18 protein-coding genes are annotated in these 20441 nt (G+C 31.9%); 17 read left to right on the forward strand and 1 reads right to left on the reverse strand.

All coding sequences use genetic code 11. The annotated features are described in order from the left end of the window. The first annotated feature begins 34 nt into the window (after positions 1-34). The 3 genes from OIU83_RS07035 to ctlX all read left to right on the forward strand — a co-directional run bounded on the left by OIU83_RS07035 (position 35) and on the right by ctlX (position 3246). The gene (locus OIU83_RS07035) at positions 35-1312 is read left to right on the forward strand and encodes a citrate synthase (RefSeq protein WP_264205538.1); all 1278 of its coding nucleotides are present in this window, start codon (positions 35-37) and stop codon (positions 1310-1312) included. Positions 1313-1380: 68 nt separating this feature from the next. After that, positions 1381-2295 carry a dimethylarginine dimethylaminohydrolase family protein gene (locus tag OIU83_RS07040; protein ID WP_264205539.1) on the forward strand — a complete coding sequence of 305 codons (915 nt, stop codon included), beginning with the start codon at positions 1381-1383 and terminating at the stop codon, positions 2293-2295. Between the two features lie 15 nt (positions 2296-2310). Further along, entirely contained in the window at positions 2311-3246 is a 936-nt protein-coding gene (ctlX, locus tag OIU83_RS07045; protein WP_264205540.1) for a citrulline utilization hydrolase CtlX, read from the forward strand. A gap of 75 nt (positions 3247-3321) precedes the next feature. Here the strand turns inward: ctlX and OIU83_RS07050 are convergent, their stop codons facing one another. After that, positions 3322-3951 (reverse strand): MarC family NAAT transporter, encoded by a 630-nt coding sequence (locus OIU83_RS07050; protein WP_264205541.1) that lies wholly within the window; start codon positions 3949-3951, stop codon positions 3322-3324. 154 nt (positions 3952-4105) lie between these two features. Between OIU83_RS07050 and OIU83_RS07055 the strand changes: the two genes are divergently transcribed. From OIU83_RS07055 to OIU83_RS07120, 14 genes are all read left to right on the forward strand, one after another. Continuing rightward, complete coding sequence (locus OIU83_RS07055; RefSeq protein WP_039111727.1) at positions 4106-4471, forward strand: CoA-binding protein; 366 nt, start codon at positions 4106-4108, stop codon at positions 4469-4471. 236 nt (positions 4472-4707) lie between these two features. Next, on the forward strand, positions 4708-5328 hold the full coding sequence (gene recR, locus OIU83_RS07060) for a recombination mediator RecR (protein ID WP_264205542.1): 621 nt from the start codon (positions 4708-4710) through the stop codon (positions 5326-5328). Between the two features lie 73 nt (positions 5329-5401). Beyond that, the gene (locus OIU83_RS07065; protein ID WP_264205543.1) at positions 5402-6193 is read left to right on the forward strand and encodes a polysaccharide biosynthesis/export family protein; all 792 of its coding nucleotides are present in this window, start codon (positions 5402-5404) and stop codon (positions 6191-6193) included. A 15-nt stretch (positions 6194-6208) separates the two neighbouring features. Then, a complete protein-coding gene (locus OIU83_RS07070) occupies positions 6209-8656 on the forward strand; it encodes a polysaccharide biosynthesis tyrosine autokinase (RefSeq protein ID WP_264205544.1) in 2448 nt (815 codons plus the stop codon). Positions 8657-8683: 27 nt separating this feature from the next. After that, positions 8684-9661 carry an SDR family oxidoreductase gene (locus tag OIU83_RS07075; RefSeq protein WP_264205545.1) on the forward strand — a complete coding sequence of 326 codons (978 nt, stop codon included), beginning with the start codon at positions 8684-8686 and terminating at the stop codon, positions 9659-9661. 50 nt (positions 9662-9711) lie between these two features. Further along, entirely contained in the window at positions 9712-11103 is a 1392-nt protein-coding gene (locus OIU83_RS07080) for a UDP-glucose 6-dehydrogenase (protein WP_264205546.1), read from the forward strand. 62 nt (positions 11104-11165) lie between these two features. After that, positions 11166-11630 (forward strand): UpxY family transcription antiterminator, encoded by a 465-nt coding sequence (locus OIU83_RS07085; RefSeq protein ID WP_264205547.1) that lies wholly within the window; start codon positions 11166-11168, stop codon positions 11628-11630. A gap of 309 nt (positions 11631-11939) precedes the next feature. Further along, positions 11940-13223 carry a nucleotide sugar dehydrogenase gene (locus OIU83_RS07090; protein ID WP_264205548.1) on the forward strand — a complete coding sequence of 428 codons (1284 nt, stop codon included), beginning with the start codon at positions 11940-11942 and terminating at the stop codon, positions 13221-13223. 21 nt (positions 13224-13244) lie between these two features. Beyond that, on the forward strand, positions 13245-13667 hold the full coding sequence (locus OIU83_RS07095; RefSeq protein WP_264205549.1) for an adenylyltransferase/cytidyltransferase family protein: 423 nt from the start codon (positions 13245-13247) through the stop codon (positions 13665-13667). Between the two features lie 6 nt (positions 13668-13673). Continuing rightward, entirely contained in the window at positions 13674-14669 is a 996-nt protein-coding gene (locus OIU83_RS07100; RefSeq protein ID WP_264205550.1) for a mannose-1-phosphate guanylyltransferase, read from the forward strand. 9 nt (positions 14670-14678) lie between these two features. Further along, a complete protein-coding gene (gene rfbB / locus OIU83_RS07105) occupies positions 14679-15725 on the forward strand; it encodes a dTDP-glucose 4,6-dehydratase (RefSeq protein WP_264205551.1) in 1047 nt (348 codons plus the stop codon). Between the two features lie 70 nt (positions 15726-15795). After that, positions 15796-18285, forward strand: coding sequence for an SLBB domain-containing protein (locus OIU83_RS07110; RefSeq protein WP_264205552.1), 2490 nt, complete (start codon positions 15796-15798; stop codon positions 18283-18285). Positions 18286-18300: 15 nt separating this feature from the next. Beyond that, positions 18301-19374 carry a Wzz/FepE/Etk N-terminal domain-containing protein gene (locus OIU83_RS07115; protein ID WP_264205553.1) on the forward strand — a complete coding sequence of 358 codons (1074 nt, stop codon included), beginning with the start codon at positions 18301-18303 and terminating at the stop codon, positions 19372-19374. A gap of 33 nt (positions 19375-19407) precedes the next feature. Further along, on the forward strand, positions 19408-20436 hold the full coding sequence (locus OIU83_RS07120; RefSeq protein ID WP_264205554.1) for a ferredoxin--NADP reductase: 1029 nt from the start codon (positions 19408-19410) through the stop codon (positions 20434-20436). Positions 20437-20441 lie beyond the last annotated feature (5 nt).

Raw genomic sequence — 20441 nt, forward strand, 5'->3', positions numbered from 1 at the left:
ATTATTATTTTAAAGATTTATTTCCGATTATATTATGTCAAAAATAGCTACCCTAGAAGTAGATGGTCAGAAAATTGAACTTCCTGTTATAACTGGAAGTGAAAATGAATCTGCTGTCGATATTAACAAATTACGTGATTTAACTGGTTTCATTACACTTGATCCAGGATATAAAAATTCAGGTTCTTGTACAAGTGAAATTACTTTCCTTGATGGAGAATTAGGTATTTTACGTTATAGAGGATACTCAATTGAAGATTTGGCCGAAAAAGCAAGTTTTCCTGAAGTATCTTATCTTTTGATTTTTGGAGAATTACCAACTGCTCAGCAATTAGCTCAATTTGATGCTGATATTAAAAAGCATACTTTGGTAAACGAAGAGATGAAAAACATCATTGACGGTTTCCCAAAAACCGCTCATCCTATGGGTGTTTTGTCTGCTTTGACAAGTGCCTTAACTGCTTTTAATCCAAAAGCAGTAAATGTAGAAAATGAAAAAGAAATGTATGAGGCTATCTGTAAAACTATAGCTAAGTTTCTTGTTATAGCTACTTGGACTTATAGAAAAACAATGGGTTATCCATTAAATTATTATGATAATACAAAAGGGTATGTAGAGAACTTTATGCAATTAATGTTTAGATTGCCTACTGGACCTTATGCTGCAAATCCTATTATTGTTAATGCATTAGATAAATTATTTATTTTACATGGAGATCATGAGCAAAACTGTTCTACATCTACAGTAAGAATGGTTGGTTCTTCACATGCGGGTTTATTTGCTTCAATTTCTGCTGGAGTTTCTGCACTTTGGGGACCACTTCACGGAGGCGCAAATCAAGCGGTTCTTGAGATGCTAGAAGAGATTAATAAAGACGGTGGAGATACAGATAAATTCATGGCGAAAGCCAAGGATAAAAATGATCCATTCCGTTTAATGGGATTTGGACATAGGGTTTATAAGAACTTTGATCCAAGAGCTAGAATCATTAAGAAAGCAGCTGATGAAGTTTTAAATACATTAGGTGTTGATGATCCAATTTTAGCAATTGCTAAAAAACTGGAAGCAGCTGCACTTGTTGATGAATATTTTGTTTCAAGAAAATTGTATCCAAACGTAGATTTCTACTCTGGAATTATTTACAGAGCGTTAGGCATACCTACAGATATGTTTACTGTAATGTTTGCTATTGGAAGATTACCAGGTTGGATTGCGCAATGGAAAGAAATGCGTGAGAATAAAGAGCCAATTGGTAGACCAAGACAAATATATACAGGTCATCCTTTAAGAGAATTCAAATCGAATAAATAAAATTCAATTTAAAGCTTCACTTAACTGTGAAGCTTTTTTTTATCTTTGTCGAAATCAAATAATAGAATATGTTACAATTAAATGTAAAGAACGAAACATCAAGATTACGGGCAGTAGTTTTGGGATCTGCAGTTCATAACGGACCTACGCCAACAATTGAGGAAGCGTATGATCCGAAATCATTGGAGCATATTAAGGCAGGAACTTATCCAGTAGAGTCTGATATGGTTGCCGAAATGGAAGCTTTTAATGCAGTACTTCAAAAATACAATGTGACAGTTTTTCGTCCAGAAATGATTGAAAATTACAACCAGATTTTCGCTAGAGATATTGGTTTTGTAATAGATGATATTTTTGTAAAATCAAATATTTTACCTGATAGAGAACGTGAGTTGGATGCAATCCAATACATAATAGATCAAATGGATCCTAATAAAGTAGTTCGTCCACCCGAAGAAGTGCATATTGAAGGAGGAGATGTTATGCTCTGGAATGATCACATATTTATAGGAACTTATAAAGGAAGTGACTATAAAGATTATATTACGGCAAGAACAAATATGCATGGGGTTGAATTTATTAGAAATTTGTTTCCTAATAAAATCGTTAAAGAGTTTGATTTAGTTAAGTCTAAAATCGAAGCTCGTGATAATGCTTTGCATCTTGATTGTTGTTTTCAGCCGGTAGGAAAAGATAAAGGGATTATTTATAGAAGAGGATTTCGTGAAGAAGCCGATTATAGATATCTAGTTGATCTTTTTGGAGAAGAAAATTTATTTCATATCGAGAGAGAAGAAATGTATTATATGAATTCGAATGTTTTCTCGATAGATACAAATGTTGTCGTATCAGAGAAAAATTTCACTAGATTAAATAATTGGTTAAGAAGTAATGGATTTGTTGTAGAAGAAATTCCATATGCCGAAATAGCCAAACAAGAAGGATTATTAAGATGTTCAACATTGCCTTTAATCCGAGATTAATTTAATATCAAAAAAATGAAACAAACTACAAACGCAATAGTAATGATTCGCCCAGTGGCATTCCGTATGAATGAGCAAACGGCAGTAAATAATTATTATCAAAAAGTGTTAGACGGACTTTTACCAGCTACAGTAAATGCTAAGGCGCAACAAGAGTTTGATACTTTTGTTGAGAAGTTAAGAGCAGTTGGAGTAGATGTAACCGTTGTAGAAGATACTCTAAATCCAGATACGCCAGATAGTATATTTCCAAACAACTGGGTTTCTTTTCATGAAAATGGAGATGTGGCATTGTATCCTATGTTTGCCGAGAATCGTCGTCAGGAACGTCGTGAGGACATCTTAGATACGCTAGAGGAAAAAGGATTCGAGATAAATAATATAGTCGATTATACATCGGCAGAAGAAGATGGATTTTTTCTAGAAGGAACAGGAAGTTTACTTTTGGATAGAGCAAATGGAAAAGCATATTGCGCCTTGTCACCAAGAGCAGATGAAGAACTGTTTATTGAATTCTGCGAAGATTTTGATTATGCACCAGTTATTTTCGAAGCATTTCAAACTGTAAATGGAGAGCGAAAACTAATTTATCATACCAATGTTATGATGTGTGTAGGAGAAACTTTTGCAGTGATTTGTGCAGATTGTATCGATGATAAAAAAGAGCGTAAAATGGTTCTTGAAAATCTAAAGGCCGATAAAAAAGAAGTTATTTTAATTACCGAAGCTCAAGTAAATAATTTCGCAGGAAATATGCTTGAAGTTCGTGGTACAAATGATAAAAAATATATTGTAATGAGTGCTTCAGCGCATCAAAGCCTAACGCCAAAACAAATTTCGCAACTAGAAAATCATGCCGAAATTTTAAGTTCAAGTTTAGATACTATCGAGGCTTGTGGTGGAGGAAGTGCAAGATGTATGATGGCAGAAGTGTTTTTGCCAAGAGCATAAGCTAAAATAGAAAACTAAAAAAAGGGATAAATTTTAATATTTATCCCTTTTTTTAGTTTTCAGTCGAAATCAAAATTACATTAAATTCACTTTAATTATATTGATAATAGCACTTACTATATATTGTATCCCAATAGCAATTACGATAAAACCAACAATTCTAGAAATTGCAACAATACCAGAAGCACCTAGAATTTTGGCAAGATAATGAGCGCTTCTAAGAATAATAAAAATTACAAAAGCAATTGCTAGAATTGCAATAGAGCCTATTATAACTTCGGTGGTTTGGTGGTGTTCTTGGTAAAAGGCAATTAACAAAGATATTGATCCAGGACCGGCAAGCATTGGTATTGCTAATGGTGTAAGAGCGATGTCATTTCTTTGTTGAGCATCCGTTTCTATCTTTTTATTTATACCTCTTTTCTTGTTGAATTTTCCCGAAAGCAGTGAGAACCCTGAGTTTACAATTATAATTCCTCCAGCAATACGAAGGGCATCGATGCTAATTCCGAAGAAAGTCAGCATATATTGGCCTACAAAAAACGAAACAATTAAAATTAGGAAAACATTTATTGCTGTCCATAAAGAAATCCTGGAACGCTCTTTCTTGGAGTCGTGTTGTGTTAATCCGACAAAGATTGGAACGGTTCCTATTGGGTTCAATACCGAGAAAAGAGCGGCAAATAAGTAAATAAATAGATCCATAAAGTCTGGTTTAGTATTGTAAAAATAGTCTTTTTCAAAGATATGATTACAGTTTAATCAGTAGGTTGTCATTTTTGTTGAAAAATAACTAAACTTTTTAAATCATCCAAGAGCTGAACCTTTTTGATTACTTTTGTAGAATACAATAAAGACAATGAAAAATAAAAAAACAGTAGTGCTTGGAGCAACTACAAAACCTGATAGATACGCTTTTTTAGCCATAAATAAATTAGTAGAAAAAGGACATACAGTATTGGCAATTGGTCAAAATACTGGAGAAGTTGCAGGAGTAAAAATATATACAAAAGCGATTCCGCTTAAAAATATCGATACAATAACTTTATATTTAAATCCGGCACGTCAGCGTGATTATTACAATTACATCGTAGAAGCCAAGCCTAAACGAGTAATTTTTAATCCAGGAACCGAAAATCCAGAGTTATATCAATTGTTAGAGCTTAATAATATCAAAGCTGAAGTTGCATGTACATTGGTTTTACTTACTACAAATCAATACTAGTTATATAAAATAATCAATTATTGTTTTAGGAGCTCCCGAAGTCTCTGGGCCAGCTATCCGCTATATCTTTTTCTGGTAGAAAAAACCAGAAAAAGGATGTCGCTTTTATCTGGGTTAGACTCGAAAATAAACAATAGTAATAATTAGTTTCAAAATGTAATAGTTGAAGCATTTTAAACTTCTGATTTTTATAAACAAAAGTCGAGTAAACCCGCAAATTTAGTATTTTTGCCCTCATGGAATTTTCTTCAAAATTAATAGAAAAAGCAGTCAACGAAATGTCGCAATTACCAGGTATAGGTAAGCGCACGGCTTTGCGATTGGTTTTACATTTATTAAAACAACCTAAAGAGCAAACCGGATTTTTAGCCGAAGCACTTACAACAATGCGTGCAGATATTAAATTTTGCGAAAGCTGTCATAATATTTCTGACGTTTCGGTTTGTGAAATTTGTGCCAATATATCTCGAAATCATCAAACTATTTGCGTAGTCGAAGATATTCGTGATGTCATGGCGATAGAAAATACAGGGCAATACAAAGGCATTTACCATGTTTTGGGAGGGAAAATTTCTCCTATTGAAGGGGTTGGGCCAAGTCAGTTAAATATAACAAGTTTAGTCGAAAAGGTAAAACTTGGAGGAGTAAGTGAAATTATATTTGCTTTAAGCTCTACTATGGAAGGAGATACTACCAATTTTTATATCTACAAACAAATAGCTGATGTTGATATTATAATCTCAACAATCGCACGAGGAATTGCAGTGGGAGATGAACTTGAATATGCAGATGAAGTTACTCTTGGGAGAAGTATATTGCAAAGAGTTCCGTTTGAGAAAACTTTCAAAAATAATTAACAGATTCTTTAATCAAAACCGATATTTTCTAAATAGTAAATGAAAAGCTATATTTGCTGTTAAAATTCCACAAATGAATAAAAACTCTTTTTATCTGTTGCTGCTCGTCAGCATATTGTTTACATCTTGTATTCCGCTAAATGATTTGGTTTATTTACAGGATAAAGGAGCAACGGGAACAAAAAGTAATATTGCTGTGGTAGAAGCAAAGCCATATCGATTACAAACAAATGATGTTTTAAGCGTTAATATTAAGGCTATTGATCCAAAATTAGTAGCAATTTTTAATACGACAGATGCTGCCACTGGAACGGGTAAATCTGAATCGGCTTTGTACTTTGATGGTTTTACCGTTGATGACCACGGAAATATAAGAATGCCAGTTTTGGGGGAAATAAATGTTATAGGTTATACCCTTGAAGAAGTACGTATTAAAATTGAAAAGCAATTATTGGAAGAATATTTTAAATCAGGAGCCAATATTTTTGTTACTGTAAAGTTAGCGGGTTTTAGATATACTATTAACGGTGAAGTTGGATCTACTGGTACAAAAACATTGTTTCAACAACAAGTAAATATAATGGAAGCCATCGCAAATTCTGGTGATATTACAATCACAGGAAATAGAAAAGCGGTTACAATTATTCGTCAATCGCCTACAGGAGTTGAGATGCATGATATAGATCTTACCGATGTTAATGTGATAAAGTCACCTTACTATTATTTACAACCAAATGATTATATATATGTAAAGCCTCTTAAACAGAAAACTTGGGGAACAGGTAAAACAGGTATTGAATCTATAGGCACAATCATAACAATACTTTCTTTGGCAACAACTACATACTTACTTTTAAAACTTTAAAAACCTACTCAGAGAATGTTAGACATAAAAGATTTTTCGATTTTTGAGAATCAAGCAAGTTTTGATTTTAAAGGTTTTTTGTTGAAAATTGGAGGATACTGGAAATGGTTTTTAGTAAGCTTAATTATTGCTTTTACAATTGCATACCAAGTAAATATACGTAAAGAGAAAATTTACGGAATGGAAACTTTGATATCCATAAAAGAAGAAAATAATCCATTTTTTACTTCAAATACTAGTTTGGTTTTTAATTGGGGAGGGAGTTCTGATCAAATGAGTAGTACAACTACAGTGTTACAGTCAAGATCTCATAATGAGCTTGTTGTAGATAAGTTGCAATACTATATTGATTATCTTGAGCAAGGAGAATATAATCTGGTAGATGCATATGGAGCAGTTCCTTTTTATGTTAACATTGATAAATCCAAAGGTCAATTAGCAGGTTCATTAATTAGCATACAGTTTCTAAGTGCAAATGAATATGAAATCAGAATTCCTTTTGAGAGTAATTCAGTTTCGCTAATTACTTATACAAACAATTCTTATAGTAACACTGCAGTTGCTTTAGGGGAATTTGTAAAGAAGTATAAAGTTGGAGAGCAAGTCTCTTTGCCTTTTTTAAATTGGAAATTAGAGATAAAAGATAATCCAGGTTTTTATAAAGACAAGGAATATTTTGTACGGTTTAATGATTTTGATGGGACAGTAGCTAGATATAGAGGTGTTAGCGTTCAATCGGATGAGAGAGGGGGGTCTATTTTGACTTTGGGGATGCAAGGAACCAATAAAGCAAGAATGGTTGAATATTTGAATTCGACTGTAAAAATGTTAATGAAGATTCAGCTTGATAGTAAGAATCAATTTGCTACAAATACGATTAATTTTATTGATAGTACACTTGTAGCGATGGAAACGCAACTTAAGGAAACAGGTAATGAATTGAAGACGTTTAGGAAAGATAAGAATATTTATAATATTGAAGAAGGGGCAGGGAAATTTTCGGATAAAATTATGAACTTCGATGTAGAAAGAGATGAAGTTACTCGTAAAATAGCCTATTATAATTCATTAAAGACATATCTGAAAAATAGTGTTGATTATTCTAAATTGCCTGCGCCATCAGTAGCAGGAATTGAAGATCCAAATATTGTTGTAAACGTTTCTAAATTAATATCGCTTTCTACACAAAGATCAGAAATGGCTTATGCTGTAAAAAGTGATAAAATCTTTAAGGATTTTGATAATCAAATGATGGCTATCAAAAATGTTTTGTTAGAAAATATTGCTTCAGCAAAATCTTCTCTTCAGTATGATTTAGCAATGGTTAATAGTAAAATTGGTCAAACCGAAAACACTATAAAGAAGTTACCAGAAGAGCAGCAGGAACTTTTGAAAATTAAAAGAAAATACGACTTAAGTGATAATATTTATAGCACATTTCTTCAAAAAAGAAGTGAGGCCGATATTGTAAAAGCTGCAAATTTATCTGATATTCATTTTGTAGATTCAGCAAAAGATATTGGAGGAGGGTTAATAGGGCCTAAAACATCTGTTAATTACGTTTTAGCATTATTTTTAGGATTGTTAATTCCGTTATTAGTTGTTTTTGTTATTTTCTTTATTAGTGACTCAATTAAAAATATAGAAGATATAAGTAAGCAAACACAAATTCCATTGATTGGAGTGGTTGGCTTAAACAATGAGATTTCAAATTTAGCAGTATTTGATAGACCTAAATCTGCTTTGGCAGAATCATTTAGGGCGATTCGTTCCTCATTGCAGTTTTTATATAAGAAACAACATGTTGATGGCGCAAAAACATTGATGATTACTTCATCTGTTAGTGGCGAGGGAAAGACATTTTGTTCAATTAATATTGCCACAGTTTTTGCCTTGAGCGAAAAAAGAACTGTTATTGTTGGTTTGGATTTACGAAAACCAAGATTAGCAGAAGAGTTTGGTTTGACTAATGAGGTTGGTGTTGTTAATTATTTAATTAAGCAAAAAAGCTTAGCTAAGATTACTAATGCAACTAAAATTCCTTACTTAGATGTTATTCTTTCAGGACCTATCCCTCCAAATCCTTCGGAATTGATTATAGGCGAGACGATGAAAGAATTTATGGATGAATTGAAGGAGAAGTATGATTACATAATTTTGGATACACCTCCAGTTGGACTTGTTTCTGATTCATTAGAATTAGTTCAATATAGTGATGTTACTCTGTATATAGTAAGACAGAATTATACCAAAAAGGATATGATTACGTTGTTAAATACTAGGGTTAAAAGAGGAGAGTTAACCAATGCTAGTATCGTCTTGAATGGATTTGAGAATAAAGCCAAATATGGTGCGACTTACGGTTATGGATACGGATATGGTAGTTATTCTAATGGGTATCATGAAGAATCTGAAAAGCCTGGTTTATTAAAAAATATTTTTAATAAATTGTTTAAAAAATAATATTTAGTATTTAAAAAAGAATAGCTGATGAAAACACACAACACCATACTGATTACTGGAGGAGCTGGATTTATTGGTTCAAATCTTTGTGAATATTTTTTAGGATTAGGTTATAAAGTTGTTTGTTTGGATAATTTTTCAACAGGGCATCACCATAATTTAAAAGATTTCATCGCTGATGATAATTTTAAATTAATTGAAGGAGACATTCGTAACATTGCCGATTGTATTGAAGCTGTTCAAGGAGTTGATTATGTTTTGCATGAAGCAGCTTTAGGTTCTGTCCCAAGATCAATAAATGATCCAATTACTACTAATGATGTCAATGTCTCTGGATTTCTAAATATGCTGGTAGCATCGCGTGATGCCAAGGTAAAGCGATTTGTTTATGCGGCAAGTTCATCTACTTATGGAGATTCAGAAGGATTACCAAAGGTAGAAGATGTAATAGGGAAACCATTGTCTCCTTATGCAATTACAAAGTATGTTAATGAATTATATGCTGATATTTTTAGTAGAACATATGGTTTAGAAACAATAGGGTTGCGTTATTTTAATGTTTTTGGTAGAAAGCAAGATCCAAAAGGGGCTTATGCTGCTGTTATTCCAAAATTTGTCATGCAGTTAATGGCTTTAGAAAGCCCTCTTATTAATGGTGATGGAAATTTTTCCCGTGATTTTACTTATATTGATAATGTAATTCAAATGAATGCTTTGGCAATTGCAACAGAGAATCCGGAAGCAATAAATACAGTTTATAATACAGCGTACGGCGATAGAAATACATTAAATAACTTGGTAGATTATTTAAAAGAATATTTGTCTGAGTATAACGCAGAAATTGCTTCGGTGGAAATAGTATATGGGCCAAACAGAGCGGGAGATATTCCGCATTCTTTGGCTAGTATTGACAAAGCCAAGAAATTACTTGGCTATGATCCTAAATATTCATTGCAGGGAGGGTTAAAAGAAGCTGTAAGTTGGTATTGGAATAATTTGAAATAATAATATTCTTTAAGTAGAATAAAAAATATAACACTAGTAAATTTAATTAGATGAAAATCACAAAGATTTGTTGCATTGGTGCAGGTTATGTGGGAGGGCCAACGATGGCAGTTATAGCGCAAAAATGCCCACATATACAAGTTACGGTAGTTGATTTAAATGAAGAAAGAATCAAAGCTTGGAATGATGAGGATACTAATAATATTCCGATTTATGAGCCAGGTCTTGATAAAATAGTGGCTGAAGCCAGAGGTAGAAATTTATTTTTTTCTACCGAAGTTGAAAAGGCTATAGATGAAGCTCAGGTTATTTTTATATCTGTAAACACGCCTACAAAAACTTATGGAAAAGGAAAAGGTATGGCCGCAGATTTGAAATATATAGAGTTGTGTGCAAGACAAATTGCAAAAATCGCTAAGGACAATAAGATCGTAGTTGAAAAGTCAACTTTGCCAGTACGTACTGCAGAAGCTATTAAAAGTATTTTGGATAATACAGGAAATGGTGTTCAGTTTCAAATCCTTTCCAATCCTGAGTTTTTAGCTGAAGGGACTGCAGTTACTGATTTGTTGAATCCAGATAGGATACTAATTGGAGGCGATTCTACACCAGAAGGTAAAGCGGCTATAGATGCTTTGGTTGAAGTTTATTCAAACTGGGTGGACTCAGATAAAATCCTTACTACAAATGTATGGTCATCGGAGTTGTCAAAATTAACAGCAAATGCTTTTTTGGCTCAAAGAATATCTTCTATTAATGCAATGTCTGAATTATGTGAAAAAACTGGAGCGGATATAAATGAAGTTGCAAAAGCAATCGGGATGGATACTAGAATTGGATCTAAATTCTTGAAGGCTTCAGTCGGGTTTGGAGGGTCTTGTTTTCAAAAAGATATTTTAAATTTAGTTTATATTGCAAAGTCATATGGTTTGCATGAAGTCGCTGATTATTGGGAACAAGTAATAATTATGAATGACCATCAGAAAAGAAGGTTTTCTAATAAAATAGTTCAGACATTATATAATACTGTTGCCGATAAAAAAATAGCGTTTTTAGGTTGGGCTTTTAAAAAAGACACAAATGATACTCGTGAGTCGGCTGCAATTTATGTAGCAGATGATTTAATTAATGAACAAGCGAAAATATCAGTTTATGACCCTAAAGTTTCCAGAGTTAAAATGCTGAATGATTTAAATTATTTAGAAACTAGAAGCTCAGAAGAAAATATAAAAGCTGTTACTACTTTCGGAAATGCTTATGATGCTTGCAATGGAGCTCATGCTGTGGCAGTGCTTACGGAGTGGGATGAATTTGTAACTTATGATTGGCAAAAAATATATGATTCGATGCAAAAACCAGCTTTTATTTTTGATGGGAGAAATGTTTTAAATAGCAAAGAATTAGAAAAAATCGGGTTTGTATATCTTGGAATTGGATCGTAAAGTTGAATTAAAAAATAATTAAAAGCACTTTATCTTAGGTGAATTTATAGCAAATAAAAATAATGAATTGGTACGTAGTTTATACGAAGCCCAAATGGGAGAAAAAAGTAGCGGATCAATTAAGTAAAATTGGAATAACATGTTATTGCCCGTTGATTATTCAAGTTCGGCAGTGGTCAGATAGGAAAAAGAAGGTAGAAGTTCCATTGTTTAATTCTTATGTTTTTGTTCAATTACAAGATTTGGATAGGAATTTGGTTTTTCAGATTTCAGGAGTAATTCGGTATTTATTTTGGTTAGGAAAGCCTGCAATCGTGCGTGACGAGGAAATTAATGTCATAAAAAAAAGTTTAGATTCTCCGGCAATTAGTGAAGTTTTAGTAACTTCTTTCAAAATAGGAGATAAGATAAAGTTGGATTCGGGAGCCTTCAGCAATCAGGATGCAGTAGTTCAGGAAATATCTAATACTCACTATATTTTAGTTTTAGAATCCTTAGGTTGTGTGTTGAAGATAAAATATAAATAAATTAACAAGAGAAATAAGAAGTCTTTGTAGGGATTTATAATAAAAAGGAATCACTAATTTTAGTGATTTTTTTATGCTTAGTATTTTTATTTTATGCACTGTGGGCGTTGATTTGTAGTTAATTGTGTTTTTTTTTGTATTTAATTATCTATTTTTTGAGATTTCAGTAGTTTCTTCTATTGAATTAATAGCCTTATTATGGTATATTTGCCGAAATTGTATGTTCGATTATCTGTGTCAAAAATGTGACTTGGATAAGCGAAGCTGTGGGAATTAATGATTATAATAACTAAAAAACAGTAGGTAATAATGGAAAAAAACATAAAAATAGCAGTTATTGGCTTAGGTTATGTTGGTTTGCCATTGGCTAGATTATTTGCTACAAAATATGCTGTTGTAGGATTTGATATTAATAAGTCTCGAATAGCTTCATTACAATCAGGAATCGATACTACATTGGAAGTAGAGGATGAAATACTCCAAAAAGTTTTACTGGACAAAACAGGTAATTCTATTGGTTTATATTGTACTTCTAATATAGAAGATATAAAAGATTGTAATTATTATATTGTTACAGTTCCTACTCCAGTGGATAAAAATAATAGACCAGATTTAACTCCTTTATATAAATCAAGTGAAACGGTTGGTTCTGTTTTAGAGATAGGGGATATAGTTATTTATGAATCTACAGTTTATCCAGGTGTGACAGAAGAAGAATGTGTGCCAGTTTTGGAAAAAATATCAGGATTAAAATATAATGTTGATTTTTATGCAGGTTACTCGCCCGAGAGAATTAATCCTGGAGATAAAGAACATACTGTAGAAAAAATATTAAAAGTTACATCAGGCTCAACTCCAGAAATTGGTAAGAGAGTTGATGATTTATATAAATCTGTTATTACAGCAGGAACGCATCTCGCACCAACGATAAAAGTTGCTGAAGCGGCTAAAGTTATTGAGAATTCGCAAAGGGATATTAATATCGCTTTTGTAAATGAATTAGCGAAAATATTCAATTTAATGCAAATTGACACCCAAGCAGTTTTGAAAGCAGCAGGGACTAAATGGAATTTTTTGCCATTTAAACCTGGATTAGTGGGAGGTCATTGCATAGGAGTTGATCCTTATTATTTAGCACAAAGAGCTCAGGAATTTGGTTATCATCCGGAAATTATTTTAGCAGGACGGCGTTTGAACGATAGTATGGGAGAATACATTGCTTCACAAGTAGTGAAGTTAATGTTGAAAAAAGGAATTTCTGTAAATGGAGCTAATCTTCTAATGCTTGGAATTACATTTAAAGAAAATTGCCCGGATGTCCGTAATACTAAAATTGTTGATTTAATTCAGGTTTTGAAAGAATACGGTATTACAATTACAATATTTGATCCAATAGCAAGTTTAGAAGAAGTATATAAAGAATATAAATTAGATATAACTAATACAATCCCTAATCAAAAGTTTGATGCTGTTGTTTTAGGTGTAGCACATACAGATTTTTTAAATCTAAATTTTTTAGACTTACAAAAAACAAATAGTTTGTTGTATGATGTTAAAGGTGTGTTGGGAGATATAGCTGATAGTAGACTATAATTTTTAAATTAAAATATAATTATGAAAGTAGGGATAACTTTTAGTGCTTTTGATTTATTACATGCAGGACATATTAAGATGTTAGAGGAAGCAAAAAGGGAATGTGATTATCTAATAGTGGGCTTACAAATAGACCCCACTCTTGATCGTCCTGTAAAAAATAGTCCTTCACAAACAGTAGTGGAAAGGTATATACAATTAAAAGGATGTAAGTTCGTTGACGAAATTGTTCCTTATGCTACGGAACAAGATTTAGAAGATATCTTGCAATCATTTAAAATTGATATACGTGTTATTGGTGATGAATATCGGGATAAAAACTTTACGGGTCGTGATTACTGTGAAGAAAAAGGGATAGAGTTGTATTTTAATGTCAGAGATCATAGGTTTTCAAGTAGTAATCTTAGAAAAGAGGTTACAGAGAAGCAATTAAAAAAAATATAATATAAAATGTCAATAATTCATGTAATTTTAACGGGTGGTGTTGGAAGCAGGTTATGGCCACTTTCTCGTAAAAGTCAGCCTAAACAATATTTAGAAATATTCGAAGAAAAATCATTGTTTGAAATGACAGTGGAGAGGAATTCTGATTTAGCAGATAAAGTAATGGTTGTGGGGAATGTGGATAACTGTCATTTGAGTGAAAAAGTAATGAGAAAGTTAGATAAACCTTACATCAACATTGTTGAGTCAACTCCAAGAAATACAGCTGCGGCTATTGCATTTGCAGCATTTGCTTCAGAATCTGATGATGTTTTGATTGTAACTCCTTCAGATCATATTATTGATGAAATGGAAGAGTATAATAAGGCAATAAAAAAAGCAATAAAAAAAGCAGAAGAAGAATATATAGTAACTTTTGGGATCGTACCAACAAAGCCAGAAACTGGATATGGCTATATCGAATCAAAAGGAGATGATGTAATTTCATTTCGTGAGAAACCTAATAGTGTAACTGCTAAAAGTTTTATTGCACAAGGTAATTTTTTATGGAATAGTGGAATGTTTTGTTTTAAAGCGGGTGTTTTATTAGATGAATTAAAAACATATCAACCTGAAGTATATGAAAAGTCCAAAAAGGCTTGGGAACTTAATAAAAATGGTAATTTAGATTTAGATTTATCGCTAGACATCCCTTCTATTAGTATTGATTATGCTGTTATGGAGCGTAGTAAAAAGATTAAAGTTGTTCCAACAGCCTTTACATGGTCTGATTTAGGTTCTTTTGAATCAGTTTATGATTATTTAATTTCCAAAGGACATTACGTTGACGGGTGTGGAAATATGGTCATTGGTTCAGATAAACACACTACTTTTTTAGGACTAAAAAACACTATTTTTGTATATACTGATACGGCAAATTTAATTTTACATAAGGATAGCTCACAAGATGTGAAAGACCTGTACTGTAAATTAGAAAAACAGAATTCAGATTTGCTGAATTAATAAGATAAAATGAAAAAAATACTTATAACAGGAGGTGCGGGATTCATTGGTTCGCACGTGGTAAGACGGTTTGTGACAAAATATCCAGAATATCATATTTTTAATTTAGATGCATTAACATATGCGGGCAATTTGGAAAACATTAAAGATATTGAAGATAAACCAAATTATACTTTTATTAAAGGAGATATTGTAGATGAATCTTTTATAAATGATCTTTTTTCTGAAAATAATTTTGAAGGAGTATTACATTTAGCGGCAGAATCTCATGTAGATCGTTCAATCGAGGATCCATTGGCATTTGTGAAAACAAATGTAATTGGTACAATGAATTTATTGAATGCAGCTAAGAATCAATGGAAAAATAATTTCGAAGGAAAAAGATTTTATCACATTAGTACTGATGAAGTTTATGGTTCACTCGGAGCGGTGGGATTGTTTACAGAAAAAACTTCTTATGATCCTAATTCACCTTATTCTGCATCAAAAGCAAGTTCTGATCATTTTGTGCGTGCCTATGGAGAAACATATGGTTTGCCTTATGTTCTAACAAATTGTTCTAACAATTATGGCTCTTATCATTTTCCTGAAAAATTAATTCCACTTTTTATCAATAATATCATCAATAATAAACCATTGCCGGTTTATGGAGATGGAAATTATACACGTGATTGGTTATTTGTAGAAGATCATGCTATTGCTATAGATTTGGTTTTCCATGAAGGGAAAAATCATGAAACCTACAATATTGGAGGTTTTAACGAATGGAAAAATATTGATTTGGTAAAATTATTGTGTCAAATCATGGATGAAAAATTAGGAAGAAAGAAAGGGACTTCTGAAGAATTAATCACTTACGTGAAAGATAGACCTGGGCATGATTTGCGTTATGCAATTGATGCTTCCAAAATTAATCAAGAGTTAGGTTGGAAGCCATCAGTGACTTTTGAAGAGGGATTAGAAAGAACTATAAATTGGTACCTGAATAATGAGGAATGGTTGCAAAATGTAACTTCTGGGACTTATAAAGATTATTACAAAAAACAATATTCTTAAACATTGTAGTTTCTAATTCAAGGTATGGAATTAGGAATTATCTAAATGAATTTTATTTTAAAATCAATTTATGAAAAAGATAACCGCAGTATTAGTATTATTATTTACTTTTTTTGTGTCATTAAATATGTCAGCTCAGGATATACTCCAGTCGAAGGATCTAAGTACTGTTAAGGTTGATTATTTATCGGATAGTGATATTAATAAGATTAAGAATCAATTAGATGCCAAAGATCTTACTATAGATGACGCAGAGGAAGCAATTTTATCAAAAGGGATGAGCAAATCTGAGTTTTCGAAATTAAAAGCAAGATTGGAGGAAATCTCCAGAAAAGACCCGAAAAAGAAGAACTCAAAAGATAAAGATTCAAAAGATAAGGATTCAAAAGATAAGGATTCAAATGATAAAGATTCAAAAGATAAGGATAAGAATAAAAAGAGTGAATTTGGAAGAAAGCAACAAGAAATAATTAATAATAAAATAAAAGATTCTTTAAATGCTTTGATTTTTGGTTCTGAATTATTTGATAATCCGACTCTAAATTTTGAACCAGATTTGAAATTAGCAACGCCTATGAATTACGTTCTTGGACCTGGAGATGAATTGCAAATTAGTGTTTACGGAGTTCAGGAATTTGACGATAATATTCCTGTAAGTGTTGAAGGAAAGATTACAATACAATATGTAGGGCAAATTGCTGTTTCCGGAATGACAATTGAAGCAGCAACACAAAAGATAAAGGCAGCAATAGCAAAAGTATATAGTACCGTTCGATCCGGTCAATCACAAGTAAGCGTAAGCTTGGCTCAGATACGTACAATTAAGGTAACAATTGTTGGTGGTAAGCAACCAGGAAATTATTCAATTTCATCTCTTGCGACTGTATATAATGCTTTACATTTAGCAGGTGGGCCAGGTAAGAATGGAAGTTATCGAAACATTGAATTGATTCGTAATAATAAAGTCTATAGAAATGTTGATATATATAAATTTTTAGTAAAAGGTGATCAATCAGATAATGTAAGTTTAAAAGAAAATGATGTAATTCGAATTCCAGCTTATAGTCAGAGGGTTACTGTGGAAGGTGAAGTGAAACGTCCTGGGATTTTTGAAATGAAGAAAGGTGAAACGTTTAGTGATTTATTATCATTTGCTTCAGGATTTAATGAATTTGCATATACAGCATCTGTAAATATATTGCAAAAAACTGGGAAAGAATTTAAGGTTCATGATGTAAATGAAAGTGAATTTAGTAAATATCAACCGCAATCGGGGGATGTAGTTAAAGTTGCTAAAATTTTAAATCGATTTGAAAACCGTATTCAAATTGAAGGCGCTGTTTTTAGGCCAGATTATTATTCTTTTACAGAAGGAATGCGCATATCTGAGTTAATAATAAGAGCAGAAGGATTAAAAGAAGACGCTTATACAAAACGTGCAAGAATTATTCGTTTAAAATCGGATTTAACAACAGAAATTATAAATGTTGATTTAACAAAGGCTTTGGAAGGAGATTTGAATGCAGATGTTCCTTTGAAAAGAGAAGATATTGTAACAGTATATTCCATTTTAGATTTCAGAGAAGAATATAAAATTACTATTGATGGAGAAGTAAAAAATCCTGGTGAATATGAGTATTATGAAAATTTAACTCTGAATGATTTGGTTGTTCAGGTTGGAGGTCTAACAGGTTCGGCATCAAAAAGAGTTGAAGTCGCCAGAATGAAAAAATCGGATGCTATAAATGATAATGATCCGAAACGAGTCGATGTATTCGAACTGGAAATTAATGAAGGTAATAACGAGCAGATAAAAAATTTTGCATTAATGCCTTTTGATGTGATTAATATACGAAGATTAGCAGTTTATGAAAAGCCTGAAATGGTTAAAATAAGTGGTGCAATTTCCTATCCTGGTAAATATGTTTTGGCTAATAAAAAAGAAACAGTATATAATGTTGTAATGCGTGCAGGAGGATTAACATCTATTGCTAATCTTGATGGGATGAAAATAAAAAGGCCTATTAAAGAAGAGCAAATAGAAAAATTGCAAAGTATCGATTTGAATTTAACAAAGGAAGATACTATAAGGGAAAAAAGATTGGCTAAAAAATTAAAAGAAGAATTGAAATATGCAACTATTCCAGTAGATTGGGAAAGAATTGTAAAAGATAAAAATCATTACTCAAATGTTACCCTATTTCCTGGTGACGAAATAGAAGTTGCGACTTATAATGAAGGGGTGAAAGTGACAGGGAATGTACTCTTAACTTCTGAAATTCCGTATAGAAGGGGAAAAAGCTTTAAGTATTATTTAAATGCTGTTGGGGGTGTCGATAATATGGGATGGAAGAAAAAAGCTTACATTATATATCCGAATGGGAAAGCTGCTGTAGCAACTTCTTTTTTGTTTTTTAGATCATATCCTAAAGTAACACCAGACTCTCAGATTGTAGTTCCCGAGAAACCCGTTACTAAAAAGATGACTGCAGGAGAATGGGTAGGAATTGGTAGTGTAGTCTCGAGTTTGGCATTATTGATATTAACCGCTTTTAAATAAAAATAAGTTTTAAGAATGGATAATACATCAATTAAAAACGATGAAATCTCGTTAAAAGAATTAGTAGAAAAAGTAAAAGAGTGGTATAATTATTTGTTGTCAAAATGGAGAATGATTGTACTTGCAGGAATGATTGGAGCTGCTTTAGGTTTAACATATTCTTTTATGAAAAAGCCTGTTTATACTGCGACTTTATCTTTTGCATTAGAAGATGAAAAATCTGGAGGAGGAGGTTTAGGAAGTGCATTAGGTTTGGCAGGTTCGTTTGGTTTAGACCTTGGAGGGGGTGGAGGAAGTATTTTTACAGGTTCTAATTTGACAGAGTTATTTAAATCTCGTAGAATGGTTGAGCAAACTTTATTGACTCCAGTAAATTACAATGGAAAAATAATTTCTTTAGCTGAAATGTATATTGAGATTAACGAACTAAGAAAAAGTTGGAAAGATAAACCTAAATTAGCTAATATCCAGTTTCTAACAAATACAAATCGTAAGTACTTTACAAGGGTTCATGATAGTATTTTAGGTTCAATTTATCAAGGGTTGTCTAAAGGAGGGTTGACTGTCGGTCAGAAAGATAAAAAAGTAGCAATTATTAATATTGATATGTCTTCTACAAATGAATTATTTGCTAAATATTTTTGCGAAGCACTTGCTAAAAATGTATCTGATTTTTATGTGGATACCAAAAGTAAAAAAGCAAGAATGAATATGTTAGTTTTACAAAGACAGACTGATTCTATTAGAGCAGAGCTTAATGGGGCAATTACTGGAGTGGCAGTTGCGAATGACAATACTTTTAATTTAAATCCTGCATTAAATGTACGTCGTGCTCCTTCTGTACGAAGACAGGTAGATGTACAGGCTAATACAGCCATATTAACTGAGCTTGTTAAACAATCTGAGCTTGCTAAAGTTACCCTGCGAAAAGAAACGCCCCTAATTCAGATTATTGATAAACCAATTTTACCTCTTCCTAAAGAGCGTTTTGGTAAAGCAAAAGGTATTTTAATTGGGGGTTTTTTAGCAGGCTTTCTGACAGTATTTATTCTTGTTTTTAAGAGAATGTTAAATCAATTAATGAAATAAATTAGAGGATTTTTTATTTCTCATACAGTCTAAATGAAAAGTTATACTTTAAAGGTTCAGGAAATTAGAAAAGAAACTGATGATACAGTTACTATATGTTTTAAACAACCTGGATTAAAAAAAATAAAATATTTGTCAGGTCAATATCTTACTCTTCAATTTAGAATTAACGGTAGAAGGTATATTAGGCCCTATTCATTCTCGTCGACCCCCTTAATTGATTCTACTCTCGATGTGACCGTAAAAAGAGTACCTGGAGGGATTGTGTCAAATTATATTAATGATACGGTAAAAGTTGATGATGTTATCGAGGTACAAGAGCCATTAGGAGATTTTATTTTTGAATCAGATAATTTAATAAAATCTGTTGTGTTTTGGGGTGTTGGTAGTGGGATTACGCCTTTGTTTTCAATGATTAAAGAGTTATTGACCACTCAGTCGTTAATTAATATTTATTTGGTTTATGGTAATAAATCTAATTCGTCTGTAATCTTTAAAAATCAATTAGAGAAATTAAAAAAAATATATTCTGAACGTTTTAAAATTTACAATTTTTACTCTAAAGAAGAATTTTTTGATGATGATTCACATAATTACCAAGGGAGAATTCATGCTGGTTTTGTTGAAAAATTAATAAATAATATTCAAACCCCTACACAGCATTTTATATGTGGACCTATAGGGCTTAAAAATACAGTTAAAGGAACGTTATTGAATTTGGGATGTGCAGAAGGAGCTATATTCTCTGAGGATTTTGAAATAATTAAAAATCCTGAAGATTTTAAAGATATTAAGGAACAGAATATAATTTTAAATTTTCAAGGTATTGTCAATGAAGTTAAAATTAAAAAAGGGCAAAGTGTTTTAGAAGAAGCTTTAGAATCTGGATTAGAATTACCTTATTCATGTCAAACAGGCAATTGTAGCACTTGTAAAGCAAGACTTAAATCGGGTAAGTTGAAAATGATAGGTTTAAGTAAGCCAAGAAATGATTTAAATGAAAATGAATTTTTGCTTTGTTGTAGTTACCCTTTAACAAACGATGTTTGCATCGAAATTTAACAACC

The sequence above is a fragment of the Flavobacterium shii genome, from assembly GCF_025847235.1.
Lineage (GTDB): Bacteria > Bacteroidota > Bacteroidia > Flavobacteriales > Flavobacteriaceae > Flavobacterium > Flavobacterium shii.